The 18269-nt window shown below is 52.0% G+C and carries 16 protein-coding genes; all 16 read right to left on the bottom strand.

Going from position 1 to position 18269, the window contains the following annotated elements; all coding sequences use genetic code 11:
- Positions 1–21: 21 nt before the first annotated feature.
- The 16 genes from ACN6MW_RS28980 to cobT all read right to left on the bottom strand — a co-directional run bounded on the left by ACN6MW_RS28980 (position 22) and on the right by cobT (position 18253).
- Positions 22–1170 carry a DUF3900 domain-containing protein gene (locus tag ACN6MW_RS28980; RefSeq protein ID WP_419873212.1) on the bottom strand — a complete coding sequence of 383 codons (1149 nt, stop codon included), beginning with the start codon at positions 1168–1170 and terminating at the stop codon, positions 22–24.
- Between the two features lie 374 nt (positions 1171–1544).
- Positions 1545–2636 carry a nitric oxide synthase oxygenase gene (locus ACN6MW_RS28975; RefSeq protein WP_419873211.1) on the bottom strand — a complete coding sequence of 364 codons (1092 nt, stop codon included), beginning with the start codon at positions 2634–2636 and terminating at the stop codon, positions 1545–1547.
- Complete coding sequence (locus ACN6MW_RS28970; protein ID WP_419873210.1) at positions 2633–3481, bottom strand: EcsC family protein; 849 nt, start codon at positions 3479–3481, stop codon at positions 2633–2635. Before ACN6MW_RS28970 ends, ACN6MW_RS28975 begins: the two co-directional genes overlap by 4 nt.
- A gap of 65 nt (positions 3482–3546) precedes the next feature.
- The gene (modB, locus tag ACN6MW_RS28965) at positions 3547–4209 is read right to left on the bottom strand and encodes a molybdate ABC transporter permease subunit (RefSeq protein WP_419873209.1); all 663 of its coding nucleotides are present in this window, start codon (positions 4207–4209) and stop codon (positions 3547–3549) included.
- 55 nt (positions 4210–4264) lie between these two features.
- Positions 4265–6340, bottom strand: coding sequence for a HelD family protein (locus ACN6MW_RS28960; RefSeq protein ID WP_419873208.1), 2076 nt, complete (start codon positions 6338–6340; stop codon positions 4265–4267).
- Positions 6341–6428: 88 nt separating this feature from the next.
- Positions 6429–6710, bottom strand: coding sequence for a DUF1294 domain-containing protein (locus ACN6MW_RS28955; RefSeq protein ID WP_419873207.1), 282 nt, complete (start codon positions 6708–6710; stop codon positions 6429–6431).
- A 63-nt stretch (positions 6711–6773) separates the two neighbouring features.
- The gene (hrpB, locus tag ACN6MW_RS28950; RefSeq protein WP_419873206.1) at positions 6774–9302 is read right to left on the bottom strand and encodes an ATP-dependent helicase HrpB; all 2529 of its coding nucleotides are present in this window, start codon (positions 9300–9302) and stop codon (positions 6774–6776) included.
- A gap of 28 nt (positions 9303–9330) precedes the next feature.
- Entirely contained in the window at positions 9331–10155 is an 825-nt protein-coding gene (locus ACN6MW_RS28945) for a hypothetical protein (RefSeq protein WP_419873205.1), read from the bottom strand.
- Between the two features lie 25 nt (positions 10156–10180).
- A complete protein-coding gene (gene corA, locus ACN6MW_RS28940) occupies positions 10181–11131 on the bottom strand; it encodes a magnesium/cobalt transporter CorA (protein ID WP_419873204.1) in 951 nt (316 codons plus the stop codon).
- A 232-nt stretch (positions 11132–11363) separates the two neighbouring features.
- Positions 11364–12074 (bottom strand): adenosylcobinamide amidohydrolase, encoded by a 711-nt coding sequence (locus ACN6MW_RS28935; protein WP_419873203.1) that lies wholly within the window; start codon positions 12072–12074, stop codon positions 11364–11366.
- Positions 12071–13690, bottom strand: coding sequence for a cobyric acid synthase (locus ACN6MW_RS28930; RefSeq protein ID WP_419873202.1), 1620 nt, complete (start codon positions 13688–13690; stop codon positions 12071–12073). Before ACN6MW_RS28930 ends, ACN6MW_RS28935 begins: the two co-directional genes overlap by 4 nt.
- Entirely contained in the window at positions 13690–14790 is a 1101-nt protein-coding gene (gene cobD, locus ACN6MW_RS28925) for a threonine-phosphate decarboxylase CobD (RefSeq protein ID WP_419873201.1), read from the bottom strand. Before cobD ends, ACN6MW_RS28930 begins: the two co-directional genes overlap by 1 nt.
- Before the next feature lie 23 nt (positions 14791–14813).
- Complete coding sequence (gene cobS, locus ACN6MW_RS28920) at positions 14814–15623, bottom strand: adenosylcobinamide-GDP ribazoletransferase (protein WP_419873200.1); 810 nt, start codon at positions 15621–15623, stop codon at positions 14814–14816.
- Positions 15605–16585: an adenosylcobinamide-phosphate synthase CbiB gene (gene cbiB, locus ACN6MW_RS28915; protein ID WP_419873199.1), complete on the bottom strand. Its 981-nt coding sequence runs from the start codon at positions 16583–16585 to the stop codon at positions 15605–15607. Before cbiB ends, cobS begins: the two co-directional genes overlap by 19 nt.
- Complete coding sequence (gene cobU / locus ACN6MW_RS28910) at positions 16582–17172, bottom strand: bifunctional adenosylcobinamide kinase/adenosylcobinamide-phosphate guanylyltransferase (protein WP_419873198.1); 591 nt, start codon at positions 17170–17172, stop codon at positions 16582–16584. Before cobU ends, cbiB begins: the two co-directional genes overlap by 4 nt.
- A gap of 10 nt (positions 17173–17182) precedes the next feature.
- The gene (gene cobT / locus ACN6MW_RS28905) at positions 17183–18253 is read right to left on the bottom strand and encodes a nicotinate-nucleotide--dimethylbenzimidazole phosphoribosyltransferase (RefSeq protein ID WP_419873197.1); all 1071 of its coding nucleotides are present in this window, start codon (positions 18251–18253) and stop codon (positions 17183–17185) included.
- Positions 18254–18269 lie beyond the last annotated feature (16 nt).

Raw genomic sequence — 18269 nt, 5'->3', positions numbered from 1 at the left:
AATTCATACCTGCTAGTTTGTTTACCATGGCACATCGTCGTTACCGCTTGTCCCTTCGCCCGCCGGCGTATAGCTGTAACCGGAGTCCGCATCCTCAGCTGGCTGCTTGCTGCCAATACGGGGCATGACATCTACCAAATCAAGCGGCTGTACCAGCTCAACCGGCGACATGCCCTTCTCAAATTGAAAAAAATCGCCTTCGATGACCACGACATACCTGCCATTATGCTTTGCAAAATGTATGCTGTCGCCAAAGTCAGCCAATAAACCCTTTACCGTTACATCGCCTAGTTTAAACGAAAACGGCAAATCCGGCTTCTGCTCTACCAGAGCCGCGGCAGCGACCTCTACCTGCTCCGGCGTCCACCATTCCTGCAAATCACGCTTCTCGCTGGCCGCCCACACCTCGACCGCATTTTCTTCCTCGCGGCGCTCGGAACTCTCATCCTCCTGCCATTTGTCAGCAATGTACTGGTGAACCATCTCGACAACCTGCTCGCCCATTACCTCGGGAAGCGGCTTCTCATAAGATACGTATTTCAAGAAATCCTCGAAATAGCGGGCATGCGACGCCTGATGGATTTTGAGCTCCCAATGCTCGAGCATTCCTTCTTCCGGCATATGCGGGTATTGAATCGACTTGATGCTGCGGGCGCTGATCGCCATTTCGACCTGCGAGATCAAGTTTTTCTCATCGGAGATTCTAGCGATCTTCGGTTCAAAATCGCATTTTAGCAAAAATAAAAAAGGCTCATCGAAATACGTATTCAGCTTCGAGAGGGCAATTATAAACGCGCCACCCCTCACCGCGCTCGTATCCATATAAATCCGGACGAGCTCGTCCGCGATGCCGATGAACCGTTCCTTCGAATCGGCGTCGCGAAGCCGTTGAAACAAATTGTAGTTTTGATTGCTGCCAAGCTCATAGCCGGGCTCGACCATAAACCTGCCGATTTTCGTAGGGGCGTTGGCCGAATTCGGATTGCGCTCTACTTTTCTTTTGACAATCCGCTTAAATTCGTCATCCAGAAACCTTTGTATCTCGCTGTCCTCGTATGTATCCTCTTCTAATGTCTGATAATGCTTGAAACGTTTGCCTGATGAGGTCGCGCTCTCCTCTCCATCGGTATGAATTACGAAAAAAGATAAATATTGCATATTAAAATCCACGTTTATAATTCCTCCAAGCCAGCTGATGTCATCTCCTTAGGATAGCATATCTCGACTCGCCGCGACATCAGCCGTGAGAACCTCGCGCGAAATTAACGCCGAACAAGAATACATGGCATATTAGCCGCAAAAGCACAACTAAACACAAAAATCACGATCCCTCCCTCATTCCAAAGCATGAACTAGGGGGTCAAAAGCAGCATGCACTAATGGGCCCATTGCCGCAAATAGGTAAAAGTATGAAGATGGTAAGGAGCTGGATATTCTGGGGGATTTGCCCAAACGGGCAGAGGCGTACCGATGGTAACATTAAGCGAACAATTAACCGCATATTTGATACGTGAAGATTTTTTAAATCATGCCGTTATTTAAATTCAGTAAGGCACCGGTTGGGTCCGATAGGCAGGCGAGCGTTCAATATCCGCATAGCTGCGATGCCATATCCCTGTCGTAGCTGGAGACATCGGCGGTATGAGCCATGACCACCGTCCCATTACCTGCCTTCCTTTCTCCTGCTCCTGCTTCTCGAATCGCATAAATTGCTCGGCTGCCGAATGATGGTCGACTATGCTAACGCCGTGTTTCTTGAAAGAATGGAGCACGGCTAAGTTTAGTTCGATTAACGCCCGATCCTTCCAAAGCGAGGTATTCGTCGTCGTATCCAATTGAAACAGCCTCGCTACAGCTGGCAGCTGGTTATAACGATTCGTATCGGACAAATTTCTCGCGCCAATCTCAGTCCCCATATACCAGCCGTTAAATGGTGCAGCCGCGTAAGATATCCCTCCGATTTCAAGCTCCATATCGGAAATAAACGGTACCGCATACCACTGCAGACCCAGCTGTGCGAATCTCTCGTTTTCAGGATGGGATAACCGAACTTCCAGCACAGTCTCCTCGGGCAGGGCAAACCACATCGGCGTTTGATCGCCTTTCTGAATGACAAGCGGCAATACATCAAAGCGTGTCCCTTCACTTTTCCATCCCAGCTTTTCGCAAGCTGCCGTAAAGGCTAAGGATGCGGAATCCCCAACGATTTTCCCCTTATTGCCGTACCCTGCGTAACGAACGAGCTGATGATTCCAAATACGTATGCGATTTTTTGTACCGTTAGCCGAAAAGATCGTAATTGCCGGACGAACTCTGCCGTTATTCGTAGCATAGTTCATATGCTGGAAAATACGATTTGCCGCATCACGCTCGTCATCTGCATCCCGCGCATCAAATACTTCCAGCGTTTGCCAAAACAACCGGCCGATACAGCGGTTATTATTTCGCCACGCCATCCTCGCGCCGTGCTTCAGCTCCTCATAGGTATGGACATAGGTTCCCGTTCGGTAAATCTCCTGCATGACCTCATGGATTCGGCGCTTTGCGTCTTCCTCGGTTTTCCCGAGCTCGAAATAGGCTTCGCCTAAAAAAGCTGCCGCTTGTTCGGCTATTTGTTTTCTCAAGGTCATCGTCATTCTGCTTTTGCCTCATTCTCCGCGAGCTTAATCATGACCCTGCGTTTTCTATACAGCATCGTTGCGGCCTCAGCCACATCGTTCAGCATGCCCCGATTGATAAAAGCACCAAACAGAATGCCTGCCACAGGTATCATTTGAAACAGCTTCTTCCAACCAAAATTATCCCGGTATACCGTCACGACTTCACGCCAGCCCTGCAGCTGCGACATCATTTGGCTGCTGCGGCCTGCTTTATCAATAGCGCCAAGCTCCTCAAGAATGGCTTTTTTACCTACGATATCCGACGAAGCGAATTGCATCACTTTGACAGCAAAAACGCGCTCCTCCTTCAGCTTCGGGTCAAAGCCGTAGCAGATGGCTATCTCTTGGATGATCTTCAGCGACAATCCGAGGATAGCCGGAATATCTACCGCCAACGTGAAAATCCCGCCTATTCCCGTTGTTGCGCCCTGGAGCGTAGCCATCGTCGAACGGCTAGATGCTAATTGCTCGGCAGACGCATTCATGACCGAAAGCGGCATTTGAGCCACATGCTCAATGGCCGGCGGCTCTTCTCCGTCGGTTAGGAGCTCGCTTACCGGTCCAGCGTTCCGCTGCAGGCGATCGATAACCGCTCGCTCCGATATGAGATATTTGCCGCCATTTTGAATATAGCTGCCAATCTCATCAACCGCTTGACCCAGCTTCTCTTGAATAATCTTCGGCGTTATCTTATCGAGCAGCATAAACGGCAGCCGTCCAAGCTTCTCCCAGAACCATAGATCCTTTTGTGCTTTCTCCCATGCTTCAATCTCCTGCAAGGAAACCTTTAATTCCTCTTGCGTATCATAGACCAGCGCCATTTCGACCACTCTCCTTCTTTCGCAAGTAATACGCGGATCGCAGCCAATCAGATTCGTTGTTCACATTATTGTTCTAATTTACGCCCCGTAAACAGAAGCATTATAAAAGAGAACGCAATGATCGCCGCGGTCCATGCCCACGCCATCGTCGTTTCACCGGTCTCAACAGCAATATAAATAGCCGTTGGCACCGTTTGAGTCCGTCCTGGTATATTACCCGCAATCATCAAGGTTGCACCAAACTCCCCAATGCTTCTAGCAAATCCAAGCAGGTACGCCGTAGTCAACGACCTTTTTGCCAGAGGCATCGTAATATAACGAAATACCTGAATTTCGCTTCCTCCAGCCGAGCGCGCGGCATCCTCCAAATGACGGTCAACGGAAAGAAAACCCGCTTTGCTTGTCTGGTAGACGAGCGGGAACGCAACAATGACCGCCGCGATAACCGCGGCGATCCAGGAAAATACGATGGGCTGAGCAAATAACCATTCATACGCTTGCCCGATCCAGCTGCTTCTGCCTAATAAAACAAGCAAAATGAATCCGACAACGGTGGGAGGCAGGACCAGCGGCAGCATGAAGAACGTTTCAACGAGGCTTTTGCCTCTAAAGGAATGCCGCGCCATGAAGCGCGCGACAAGCATTCCGATTACGGCAACGATGATGCTAGCAACAATTGATATTTTTAAAGATAGCCAAACAGGCGACAGCCATTCGTCCCAGTTCATTTCGTGAAGCCTCCGGTCAGTCGGTAAGATGCTATCTATTATACCGAAGACAGGCTTATTCGCCCAGCAGAGATGTGAGTTCCCCTCTGTAATACAGCTTCAGCTTATGCAGGGCACGCGTGCAGCCCACGTACAACAGCTTCGCATCGAGCGAAGCATAAGCTTCTGCCCCGGCGTCAGCAATAAGCACCGCATCGAATTCCAGCCCTTTCGATAAATAGACGGGCACGACCGATAGTCCGCCCCCATAGGCAGGCTGCTTACTTTGCACCAGGGATGCCTCGAGCCCTTGCTCGATTAAATACTGGTGTATTCGTTCGCATTCAAGGGCTGTCCTTCCGATCACGGAAATCGTTTCATAGCCGCCCGCTGCCTGCCATTCTCGAACGGTTGCGGCAATGGCTGAAAGCCATTTTTCGCTGGATATCGGCTCGGTTACAACCGCATCGCCGCTGCGGAATACGGGAACGGCAGGCTTCACGCCGCCAGTCATGCTGCCTAAAATTTTATTCGCAAATTCAATAATTTCCATCGTTGAACGGTAAGAACGGTTCAGCTCATAGAACCCTATCTGCTCTTCTTCGAATAATACGGTCAGCTCGTTCCAGCTTTGAACGCCCGCATAGGCATGAATCCCCTGCTGCAAATCGCCTAAAACGGTCATGGATGCCGTCCGTTGGCATAGGCGAAGGACTTCCAGCTGAAACGGAGAATAATCCTGCGCCTCATCGATGACGATATGATCGAAGGCCTGCTTCGGCAAGCCGAACAGCTGAAGCTGAATGTAAGCAAGCGGAGCTAAATCCTCCGCTGCGGCGATCCCTTTTTTCAAGCGTTCCGCCGTAGCCGAAGAAATACGCTTTGGAATGCTGCCCGCCAATTGCTTGCCGCTAAATAAAGAAGCATAGAGCTGCAAGGAAGAGTAGGACGGAATTTTTTTGGTATAGCTATTGAACTTTGCAAGCGCCTTTGCTCTTACTTTCTTATCCGCAATGCCTTTCATTTTGAGCTCGGACTCAAACCATCTGCGAATTCGGCTCACTAAACGGTCACGCTTCTTCATTAGCGTCTCTTCGCCGTAATCCGTATCGTACCATTCGCGCATTTGCGAAGGCGAAAGCTCAAGGCCATCGATCGGAACGAAGGGCACCACGGGAACAATACGCTGCTCAAAATCGGCGATACGTTCATCAACTAGAGCTTTAAAGGCCAAATTCCCTTTAAAACGTCCGGAAGCATGCTCGATTTCATCTGCGGTTCGGCGCTCTTCAAACCAGTAGGCCATCGTATCCGACGGATCGCTTACCGCTATCGTTTTCTCCAGCAGCTCAACCGTCCAGTCGCTGAAAGTCGTTTGTTGGATATCGCCTACGCCAAGCTCCGGCAGTACGCCGGATATGTAGTCGAGGAACATGCGGTTCGGGGCAAAAATGATCATGCGCTCCGCGCGCATCCGATCGGCATATTGATAAAGCAAGAAAGCGAGCCTATGCAGCGCAACGGTTGTTTTACCGCTTCCCGCGACGCCTTGAATAAACAGCGCTTTGTTTCGGTCCGCACGAATAATCCGGTCCTGCTCCCCTTGAATAGTAGAGACGATATCGCGCAGCTTGTTATCCTTGTTCTCGCCGAGGCGATAGAGCAGAAATTCATCCGTTACGCCGCCCTCTTCCTGGCCGCGTACGTAGCTGTCGACCAAGCGAACGATTTCTCCCTGCCGTATCATGAAATTCCTTTTCAAATGAACGTATCCATCGATATCCCCGTCAGGCGATACATACGAGGCAGGCGCTTCGCCGCCCGTAAAGGAATAGAACACACTTGCTGCGGGCGCTCGCCAATCGATGACGAGCAATTCATTGCTGCCCTGCTTAGCTACGCCTGCTTTTCCGATATAAAGCGGCTTTTTGTCGCCTGCGGGCAGCTCTTCAAAATCAATGCGGCCGAAATACGGCTCGCGTTTTGAGATTTCTAGTCTTAACCTGCGCTCCTCTTGCTGCAAATCGAGCATCTGCTCCGTAAAGTCGTCACCCTTATACCGGGGTCCGATGGCCTGCAGCTGTGACACGATGTCCTGAAGTGATTTCGTTAATCGTTCTTGTTCTTCTTGATAGGCACTTTGAACTGTCAAGTCAGTTACCTCCTAAGTTTTGGTGTTCGAGATAAAAAAAGAGAAGCCCCAATATACCATAGGAGGGCTTCCCAATGCAATCAAGAGTTTAGAGCGTTCCAGCGAGCCAAACGGCTCCTATTACCAGCAGCAAATTCAATCCGAATAGAAGGGGGATACCCACGGTAAAAGTACGGTGCTTCGTCTTATGGCGCCATTTCTTCATCGCAAGCCAAGTGCCTCCCGCGCCGCCGATTGCGCTGAGCAAAAACAAGCGTTTCTCAGGAACGCGCCTGCGCTGCTTCTTCGCGCTCTTTTTATCAAAGCCCATCAACGAAAAGGTGTAAATGTTCATCAGCAGTAAATAGATAAGTAGTAGAGAATAAAGCATTTCTGCAGGCACTTCCTCTCATAATTGCCGGTAAGGCTAACACGGACCGTTGCCGAGGACGGGTCACCGTGGCCTTGGCTTCGCTCGGTTCGTCGGAACGGCCGCATAAGGATCATCTGGCCAATAATGCTTCGGATAACGTCCCTTGAGATCCTTTTTCACCTCGAAATAAGCATTTTCCCAAAAGCTGCCCAGATCGCGCGTCACTTGGACAGGCCGCTGCGACGGCGATAGCAGATGCAGCGTAACGGGCAGTCTCCCTCTTGCCAATCTCGGCGTATCCTTCATTCCGAAGAGCTCTTGCAGTCGCACCGCAAGAACCGGTGATTCGGGATCACTGTAATCAACCGGAATACGTGATCCGCTCGGCACGACGATATGAGTCGGAACCTGTTCGTCAAGCTCCTGCTTCTGCTTCCAGGTAAGGCTACTCTCAAGCAGCTGCAGCATCGGGAGCTTCTGTAAATCCGCACGGCTCTTCATTCCGTGAAGATTCGGCTTCAGCCATTCCTCGAGCGTGTCCAGCAGCGCATCGTCTGAAGCGTCCGGCCAGTCATCGCCGGCAAGCGACATAAGCATCATTCTAGCCTTCAGCTGCTGTGCTTGTTTGCTCATTGGCAGCATTGAAAATCCCGTCTGCCGGATAGCGGCGAGCATTACATTCGCGACAGCATCTTCATCAGGCTGCTGAAGGATGGATTCTTTCACAATAATGGCGCCGAGCCGCGTTCGCTTGCGGGCCCGCACGGCTTGTGCCGATGCATCCCATTCCACAGCTTCCTCGTTTGTCAAATGCGCCGGCAAATATTGCTCGATATCGCTTAGACGAAGCTCAGCCGCAATCCGTATTCGGCTTTCCGTGCCGGCCCCGTCAAGCTCGCAAACCGCGAGATAGGGAGAAAGGGACAACGGCTGCTGTTCCGGCAGCACCGCCCCTCTCCCGCTCGCTAATAAATATCGGCCGTCGCCGCGCCGCTGCGCAATGCGGTCCGGATAAGCAAACGCCAGCAGTACGCCGACCGGAATAGAGTCAGGCGTTAAGGCTTGTTTACGCGATTTATCTTGGGGCATCGCCAGCCGTTCCCACTGCTCGGCCTGCGCCATGATTCGGTGCGCGGCTCCGGCGGAAGCATGCTCCAATCCGGCCTGCCTATGTGTTCCTCGGCCATATCCTGCCAAGTCACCGAGCAGTTCAAGCCGCAGCTGAATATCGACATTCCGTTCCTGCGGAAGCAGGTCACGTTCGTTTAATAAAGCCGCTGCCTCGCAAGCGACACGCGCAGCGCCAAAGCCGGACGACTGCAAAATCATCGCTCCTAACCGCGGATGCAGCCCAAATTGCGCCATCCTGACACCGGCGGCTGTCGGTTTCCCATTGCCATCAATCGCGTTCAGCTGACGCAGCAGCGAAGCCGCTTGCCCATAAGCCGCCTCGGGCGGCGGGGTTAACCATTCCAGCTCGAGCGGATCCTTTATACCCCATATGGCAAGCTCCAATGCAAGCGAAGCTAAATCCGCCTCAAGCAGCTCTGGTTTGCTTTGCTCAGGCAAATACGGATGCTCCTGTGCCGTCCATAGACGGAAACAGACGCCTGCTGCCAAACGGCCTGCCCTGCCTCTCCGCTGATCAGCGGAGGCGGCAGAGACAGGTACCGTTTCCAGTCTGCTCATTCCGGTTTTTGGCGAGAACTTGGGAACCCGCATCAGACCGCTGTCCACAACGATTTTGATGCCCTCGACCGTTAAGCTGGATTCAGCGATTGAAGTCGCGAGCACAACCTTTCGTTCACCGTGGGCACACGGCGCTATTGCGGCATCCTGCTTCTCTAGCGGGAGGCTGCCATGCAGCTCCTCGATCCGAACCGAAGAAGGAAGACTAGACTCCTTCAACCACCTTGCCGTGCGGCGGATCTCTGCCACACCCGGCAGGAAAGCTAAAACATCGCCGTCATGTGCTTGCAGCGACTCGATAATTGTCCGGGCCATTTGAGGCTCGATCGGCCCGTTCGCCCTGGCTGCCGCATAATGCGTCTCCACGGGAAAGACCCGGCCTTCGCTGCGGATGATTGGAGCGCCGCCAAGCAGCTCCGCAATCGGCGCCTCATCCAACGTTGCCGACATGACGATCAAGCGCAAATCCTCTCGCAGCACGGACTGCGATTGCAAGCAGAGCGCCAAACCAAGATCGCCATGCAAATGTCTTTCATGAAATTCATCAAAAATAACGGCTCCAACCGGTTCCAGCGCAGGATCCTCCTGCAGCATCCGTGTCAAAACACCTTCCGTTACGACTTCAATTCGCGTATTCGGACCAATCCGGGTATCCAGTCTTACCCGGTAGCCGACCGTTTGCCCAACCTGTTCGCCTAATGCCTTTGCCATAAACTGCGCAGCTGAACGAGCGGCCAGCCTTCGCGGCTCCAGCATCACTATTTTCTTTCCGGATAACCATGGCTGATCAAGCAGCGCGAGCGGCACACGGGTAGTTTTCCCTGCTCCCGGCTGCGCGGTCAATACGGCATTCCTTCCGCTGCTCAGCGATCCCTGTAGCCGAGGCAATACCGTATCAATCGGCAGTAACCATTGACCCATACTGATTGCTCCCTCACCTTTAGCCATTTTATTTTACGATTCTTATCATCTGCACGACCGGCCGGTTATCGCCTGGAAGCGATGCATCGCTGCTTAATAGCTGGGATGAACCGTCACCGTCGAGAAAAATCCCGTCAACCAGCTTACCCTCGCCAACGGTTTGAATAATGGCTTCCCTAAATGAGGCCAATGTTCCCTTGGTTTCGCTCACGATTAAATACAACATGCCCGCTTCATCGTAAACGGCTGCCGAACGCAGCCGGTCATCGCCGGGAAACGGTGCATTTTCTTTCACGGTTTGCTCGACCCAGCGCGCATCGTCACCCAGGCTCATGCTGATCCCGCCTTGCGCCCAAAACCGCGTATGATCCTTCACTTTAAGTTCGGAAGCTTTGCTTGCGACCTGCACGCTCAGCAGGTCCGAGGCGCCATCCCAAACTAGAGTTCCTCGGGCATATTTCACGTTCTCGCTGCCTGTGCCGAAACTTCCTATCTCTTTGTTGACCGGAATGCTGTCTACCACTCCGATGCTCAGCAATTGCTCGCCATAAAAAAAGCCGCCGTTTATGCCGACCTTGCCTGACAGCGTAATATTGTTATTAATCGTTTCCAGCGTTACGTCGGCTGGTCTCGTCTTGAGCACATGCAGCGTCATTCCGTTGGGCGCGTTATGCGAATCATAGGTATAATGCAGCGCTTGCCCCGCTTCCAATAAATTAGCTTCGTTGCGGTTGCCAAGCGCGATAATCATCAAATAGAGCATAATAACTAGTGCAATCAGGATTCCAGCCAAAATACCGATGACCGCAAACATTTTTTTTCTGCTCAGCCGAGCAGGCTCTTTCATCTCCATTGCGGACCAATCTCCTTAATTCTAATCATTTAAACCAGCCCTTGCGGCGGAACCAAGCATACATACCGATTCCGATCGCGAACATAACCGATATGACCGTAAAATATCCGCCGCTCCATTCCAGCTCTGGCATGTTGCTAAAGTTCATTCCGTATATGCCGGCCAAAAACGTCAAAGGCATAAATATCGTCGTAATGACGGTCAAGGTCTTCATAATTGCATTCATACGATGTGAATTAACCGAGATATAATTGTCCCGCAGGTCGGCAGTCATTTCCCTGCTCGTATCCATCATCTCGGACAATTTAAGCAAATGGTCATAAATATCATGGTAAAAAGCCAAATAATTTCCCATGCCGTCAATACGGTCCGAATTCGTCAGGCGGTACAACAAATCTCTCATCGGTATAATCGTTTTGCGCAGGCGCAGCAGCCGGGACCGAATGTTGTAAATATCGGTCATCAGCGTTTGGCTTTGGCCCTCGTCGCTGCCGATTTCCATATCTAGCAGCTGATCCTCGAGCTCATGCACGGCAGGGAAATATTGATCCACCAGCTTGTCCATCACGAGATAAGCGGCATAGAGCTGCCCCTTCTCGCCGATCTTCTTGCTGCCCATCAGCTTAATACGTGCTTCCTCAATTTCTGGCGAAGGCTCGTAATGAAACGTTACGATATAATTCGGACCGATGAACATATTGATTTCATTCACCGTTAAGGTCTTCCGTTCCACCTCGTGCAGCACAAAAAAATGAACATCGTCGTAATGGTCTATTTTGGGCCGCTGCAGCAAATGGTAGCAATCCTCGATAGCGAGGGGATGAAAGTGGAAGAAGGAATCCAGCAGCCTGCACTCGTTTTCCTTCGGATTGTTGAAATCAACCCAATACCAATCCAGCTCGGTCGACTTTAGGTCATCCATCGTAAGGTCGGTCAACCATTCTTTTTGTTTCGTATAGCCTACAATCCGTATCAAAGGATAAGTCCTCCATTCTGAATATTGCGTAAGTCGTAGCACGGTCGAATGTTCAACTTCACCTATTTTACACGATATCGCGGCTGCTGTAATAATCTAAATCTATTTTTTGGGGGCATTGCTTTCGTTTTTATGGAGGAGAAGGTTCTCAAATTTGCGCGTCCTTGCTTCCAGGTTTAAATCCAGTGAACGAAAATAATCTTTACCAAACGCCGCTCACCGAGGTTCGATGCTACTCTTCATCTTGGGTACTCGCAGCTTCAAGAACAGTCTCGTAAACAGCTTCTCCAATGCTGCAGCCAATGGTTGTCGCAGCGCCTGCATAGGCATGCACGGCATTCCAGCTTGCCGATTGCGTAACGCCGATCACGATAGCATCCGTCGTCGTTCCGGTCGCTATGTCCCCAGTCGCCATTTCAATTATCCTCAGCTGCTGCAATGCGGCTGATTTGGCTTCCGTTGCGGTTATAACGGCATTTACCATAGCAGCTTCCGTCATTTGCCCATCGATCAAAACAATCACGTTAATCGTACCCGCCGAATAGGCCGAAAAGGTGCTGCGGGGCTTGCCCGCTCTCGCGGCATTACGCGTGCCAACCGTTGTGCAGCATAAGAGCTTGAAGCGGTCGCCTTCGAACTCCGCTACGGAAGCATGCGTCAGCTTCGCCGCCGTAATCAAACCGACCGTGGTATCCGGGTTGCATTCCCATGCCTTGCACTGCTTCACGATATCGCGGACAGGATCATCGCATTGGTAGGTAAGCGGCACCTTCCAGTTAATGATACGGTTTGCGTCAGAGAATCCTCCCGGATGGACCGCGCTGCTCAGCGCGTGCAGGTTTTCAAGCAGAGCTAACTCAATTCGATCTTCAAGCAGCTGAAGGCTTAGCCCGTTCCAGAGCTTGGATTCATAAAGATTCCCGTGACGGAAGGGCTGCGTCATGGCTTACCCTCCTTCGATTGTCCAAGCATCCCGTAAATAAGGGGCATATTCAGATAACGGCTAGCATGCTCCGCTAGACGGTCGAACGCAGCTTCACGTCTTTCATGAAACCGCAAATCCGCTGGCAAGCTTGATAATCCTTTTGCTTCCCGTAAGCGGTTTAACCAAAGCCTTCGAAAATTATCGTTATGCAAAATGCCATGGATAAACGTTCCCCATTGCTTGCCGTCCTGCGAGCTCGCGCCTTCTGGCGTAAGGCTGGAAGTAGCATTAAGATCAGTCCCCAACCGTTGTTCCTTCACTTGGAATGGCCGATGGACATGGATTGACGTCTTATCATGATGCCAGATAACCTCGCCCATATGGATTTCATAACCCTCAATGCGAGCAGGTGAGCTTCTTTTGTTCAATTGTCCTGTCCCTGCAACACGAACCGTTCTTTTTTTCGCTGCAAAACGAACCTCGAACGGAAATAGGCCCAGCCCATCCGTTTCATTTACCATCGATTCTACATGGAGCGGATCATAAAGCCGGGTGCCAAGCATTTCGTAACCGCCGCATATGCCTACCACCGCGCCGCCTCCGGCAGCATGCTTTTGCACGCAAGCGGCCAGTCCCGTTTCCTTCAGCCAGATCATGTCTTCGATCGTATTTTTGCTGCCGGGAAGGATGACGGCATCCGGATATCCCCATTGCTCGGCATGCTCAATGTATCGAAGCCGTACATCCTTCTCGAATCGCAGCGGGTCCATATCCGTAAAATTCGAAATACGGGGCAATCGGATAACCGCGATATCCAGCTCGCGCATCTCGTTCGCGGCATCTATCTGCTCATAAGCATGCTGCTTGCTAAGGGATAATGAATCTTCGTCTTCCAGCTCAAGGCCCGGCATAAAAGGCAGCACCCCAATCACTGGCTTGCCGGTCCGCGCTTCCAGCCAATCCAGGCCAGGCTGGAGCAGGGAAACATCGCCGCGGAATTTGTTAATGATAAAACCGCCGATCCGGTCACGTTCCTCCGGCTCTAATAGCTCCAGGGTACCGACGATGGATGCGAACACGCCGCCCCGGTCAATATCGGCAGCGAGGATAACCGGAGCGTCTGCCCACTCCGCCATCCGCATGTTGACGATGTCACGGTCCTTCAAATTAATCTCAGCGGGACTCCCCGCTCCTTCCAGTACGACAATGTCATGCGTTTCTCGCAATCGCTGCAGCGCTTCCCTTACGATTCCGCCGGCTGCAGGCAAATAGTTCTCCCGGTATTCGGAAGCATCATAGTCACGCAGAGGTTCGCCATGCACGACGACCTGTGAGGACATCTCGCCGGTCGGCTTCAGCAGGATCGGGTTCATATCGGTCGTTGCCAAGATTCCGCAGGCATCCGCCTGCATCCCCTGCGCGCGTCCTATTTCTTTCCCTTCCCAAGTAACATAAGAGTTTAAAGACATATTTTGTGATTTAAATGGCGCGGTTCGCCAGCCGTCGTTGGTAAAAACACGGCATAACGCAGCTGTGATCAAGCTTTTGCCTACATCAGACGCCGTGCCTTGAATCATTATCGTTCTGGCTGGCAGCGTATCCTTTTTAGAACATTCCCGTTCATTTAATGACATTAAACACCACGGCTCCTATACCGATTCATGCAATGCTCTAATGCTGCCAGCAGCTGTTCATTTTGCTTCCGGAGCTTGACGGCCACGCGAATATAGGTATGATCAAGTCCGGAAAATCTCGAAGCATCGCGGATCAGTACGCCTTGCTTGCCCATCTCGAGCTGGAGCATGCTTGCGCTAATCCCGGCATCTTTGGGAATCCGAACGAGCAAATAATTGGCAGAGCTAGGATTCACCTCGAAGCCGATCGCCTGGAGCTTCCCGATTAACCACGGTCTCTCCTTCTCCAGCCATGCTATCGTCCGGTCCGCATAATCCGTCTCGTCCAGCACGGCTTCGCCTATTAACTGAGCCAGCGAATTCACGCTCCAGGGCACCTGCAATCGCCTTAACCCGCTTAGCGTTCTCGGCATGCCGACAATATACCCCAGGCGAATGCCGGGTATGGAATAAAACTTAGTCATCGAGCGTATAACAAACAGCCTTTCATGTCTTGTCGCTTCCCTGAGAAGGCTGTAACGCGATTCTTCCGGCACAAAGTCCATGAATGCTTCATCTACGACCACATAAGCGCCTTTTCTCAAAAGCGTGCGGATGAGCTCCGGATCCACGAGCTGACCCGTCGGATTGTTAGGAGAGCCCAGCATAAACAATGAACCCGTTTCCGCGGCTCCGCATAAATGCTCCGAATCTAAATCCAATTCAAATTGATTGCTCGGCGAAAGCTTGATTTCATAGATTGCTCCGCCGATTTTCCGTATCGCGTCACCGTATTCATCAAAGCATGGAATGGCCAGCGTCGTTAATTTGGGCTGGAGCGCCCGCACGATTAAATCAATCAATTCCGCAGCGCCATTGCCAACCACAATGGATTGCTCATCGATATCATGCAGCTCGGAGAGCTTTCGTCGTAAACCGCGCACCGCCGGATCAGGATATTGCCCAATGACCTCCGCATAAGAATGAAGCGCTTGCTTCACGCTCAGCGGAGGTCCCAGCGGATTCATGTTCGAGCTGAAATCAATAAACTTATGGGCTGGTATATCAAAGGCTTCTTCTGCGGTCCGTAAATCGCCCCCATGACCGTATCTTTCCAACATCTATCCGTCCAGCTCCTTTTCAATTAAGCATGCAGCCAAATCACCGCGGCAAACAGCAGCGATGCTTCTATGGCTTCGTTCATCGCTCCATAGGTATCACCCGTTAAGCCGCCTAGCTTATGATTTAACCAAGCTGCAAGTATTCCTCCAACACTAAACGTACAAAAAGCAAAGATCAGCAGCCAATGAAGCGAATCTTCACTCCCCATTCCGGCAAACCTTAAAACAAGCGCCGTAGCACCAGCGGGCAAGAGGAGCGCAGCGGCGGCTTGAGCATGTTTCACCTCATGGAATAAAATAGCTATTCCTTCGCCCTTCCGGGCAAACGGCCAACCGGCAATCGCCGTACTCATCCAAGCCCGGCTCCACATCGGGATGACCACAAGCAGCGGTCCATAAAGCTTGATATTCTCATGCTGCATAAGCTCGGCCAGCAGCGAAGCTTTAAACAACAGTAGAAATACGGCCGCAAGCACGCCCATTGCGCCTACCCGGCTGTCCTTCATGATTTCGAGCATTCGCTCACGGGAACGATGGCTGAGCACGCCATCCGCGGTATCCATCCAGCCGTCAAGATGCAAGCCGCCGCTTAACGCGGTCCAGAAGATAAGCAGAAGAACCGCACCTGGCCAAGCAGGTACAAAAAGAGCTAACAACCAAGCAAAGGCATATAAGCAAGCGCCAATCATTGCGCCGGCGATAGGAAAATATACCACGCTTCGCGACAAAACGGCTCCATGAAAGGGAACCGACACGGGAACCGGGAACCTCGTTAAAAACTGAAACGCAGCGACAAGGGCTTGCGCCTGCAGCTTTAATTCACGATGAACCAACCTGCAATCACCCCCGCGAATAATATAAAGCTAACCCGATACAACAATTGAACCGCGAGCACAATATCTCCTGCGGCAAGCTTGCGTTTCGGCCAACCCATTCGGGCCCGTTCGCTGGCAACGCCGAAATAGGTATTGCTGCCGCCAAGTTCTATGCCAATCGCTCCCGCAACCGCGGATTCCGGAATCCCGCTGTTTGGACTTGGATGAAGGCGGGCAAAGGCCCGAATGGAACGCAGCGCATCCTTGGCGCTCATTCTCCGGTCGAACATTGCGGAAATCGTAAGCATTACGCCTGTAATCCGTGCCGGGATATAATTGAAAACATCATCCGTTCGTGCGGAGAACCAACCGAAATATTTATATTTTTCATTCCGGTAGCCAACCATGGAATCGAGCGTATTTACTGCGCGGTAAAGCATAGCGAGCGGAGCGCCACCGATTAATGCGAATATAAAGGGGGACACGAGCGCGTCGACGGTATTCTCGGCAACCGTCTCGACCGCCGCCCGCGAGGCCTCCCTTTCATCCAGCTTCGCCGTGTCCCGCCCAACGATGTAACCGACATATTTTCTCGCTTCATCCAGCCGGCCGCAAGCCAATGGTTGATATACCAGCATAGCGGCTTCCTTGAGCCCTTTAACCGCTATCGTGGTTGAAATAAACCAAGCGCTTACCGCATAACCGAGCCATGGATGTACGGCATCCGCTGTCCAAACGAGCAGCCACATGAATCCGAAGCTGATCGCTAGCGTCATTATGGTTAATGCGATTCCTAACCCCCGCACTGCTGCAGGATGCTGCTTCCAGCGCTCCGGCTGGAGAAAGCGTTCCGCGATACGAATGAATCGCCCGATCCAAATGACCGGATGAGTCGGCCATTTGGGATCGCCCACCATCCAATCGATCGCGAGTGCGGCTCCTGTTAGCAGAAACAGCTCCTTGAAGGAATAAAATATCATAATTGCTCCCATCTAAAAGCATGAGATTTCAATTCAACGGGTATCCCTGCCGTTACAAGGAAAACGCGATCACAGATAGCGGCTGCCCTTTGATTCAGGCGACCCGCTTCATCCCGGAACACGCGTCCAAGCGGATAAGCCGGAACGATTCCGTCTCCGACCTCGTTCGTGACGATAACCAAAGGATGAGGATAGCTTTGAATCCCTTCAAGCAGCTTTGAGATTTCCTGCTCCAGACGGGAAGCCCCCAAAGCCTCCTGCTCGATGCGCAAGAGCCAATTCGTCAGCCACAACGTTAGACAATCAAGCAAAACGGCTGGCGGCTTGTCTCCCTTACCCACATCCCGGGTGATTTCTTTCTCTAATCGGATAAGCTGCTCCGCTGCATCGAATGGTTCCTCGAGCGTTTCCCAGCGAAAGCCGGAATCCTTGCGGTCACTCTGATGGATCGTGATCCGCTCCTGCATTTCATGATCATAGGGCTGGCAGGTTGCGATATAAATTCCGCGCCCCGCCACCCTCATCGCATATTGCTCCGCAAAGCTGCTTTTGCCGCTTCGCGCCCCGCCTGTTACCAATACTGCCAACTGACATCACCTAACCCTTGGATACGCCCGCGCTCTCAAAAGTTGCCATCTCCTTCATAAGAAGCAGCGCTGCGTCAATAAAATGAAAACCCAATACGGCGCCCGTACCTTCGCCAAGCCTCATCTCCAGCTGCATCATCGGCAGTAAACCCATCGATTCCAGCAGCTTTAAATGACCTTGTTCATGTGAAAGATGCGAGGCCACCATATAAGGCATTGCTTGCTTTGCGATCCGTGACGCAACGAGCGCTGACGCCGAAGAAATGTAGCCGTCGATAACGACTAGGCAGCCATTCGCTGCCGCGCCGAGTATGACGCCCGCAAGTCCCGCGATCTCGGCGCCGCCAACCTTAGCCAGCACATCGATCGGATCTGCATCCGCAGAATCCAGCCCGTTCACGGCAATCGCCCGTTTCACGACCTCCACCTTGTTTAACCAGCTCGCGTCGTCAATTCCCGTCCCCCGCCCTACTGATTCTTCCGGCGATAACCCGGTTAATACCGTAGTCAGAGCCGCGCTTGCCGTCGTGTTGCCAATGCCCATTTCGCCCGTAGCAAAGAGTCGGATCCCTTGCGTTACCTGTTCATTAACAATATCAACGCCAACCATGACCGCTTGAAGGGCTTCTTCCCTTGTCATTGCCGCTTGCTTGGCCATATTGGCGGTACCCCGCACAATCTTCCGGGTTACAAGCCGATCATGCTCAAGATCGGCATTCACGCCGATATCCACGCAAATGACCTCTGCTCCCGCCTGCTTTGCCAATACGTTGACAGCCGCTCCTCCGTTCAAAAAGTTCAGTACCATTTGCGGAGTTACTGCCTGCGGAAACGCGCTTACTCCTTCCTCGCAGACACCATGGTCGCCCGCCATAACAATAACCGCTTTACGCGATAAATCCGGCCAAAGCTGCCCTGAGACGCCAGCGATTTGTGACGCAATCGCTTCCAGCTTGCCCAGACTGCCGGGCGGCTTCGTTAAGGAATCCGAGTGACGCGCGGCTTGAGCCGCAGCCTCTTCGTTGAAGGGTTTGATTCGCTTAATGGTTTCTAATAGCTGTATGTATAAATCGTTTGCCATGGCAATCGTTCCTACT

This window comes from Pristimantibacillus sp. PTI5 (assembly GCF_048572955.1).
In the GTDB taxonomy this organism is placed as follows: Bacteria; Bacillota; Bacilli; order Paenibacillales; family Paenibacillaceae; genus Pristimantibacillus.
The sequence above is the reverse complement of the archived record's forward strand: the minus strand, read 5'-3'. Positions and strand labels throughout refer to the sequence as shown.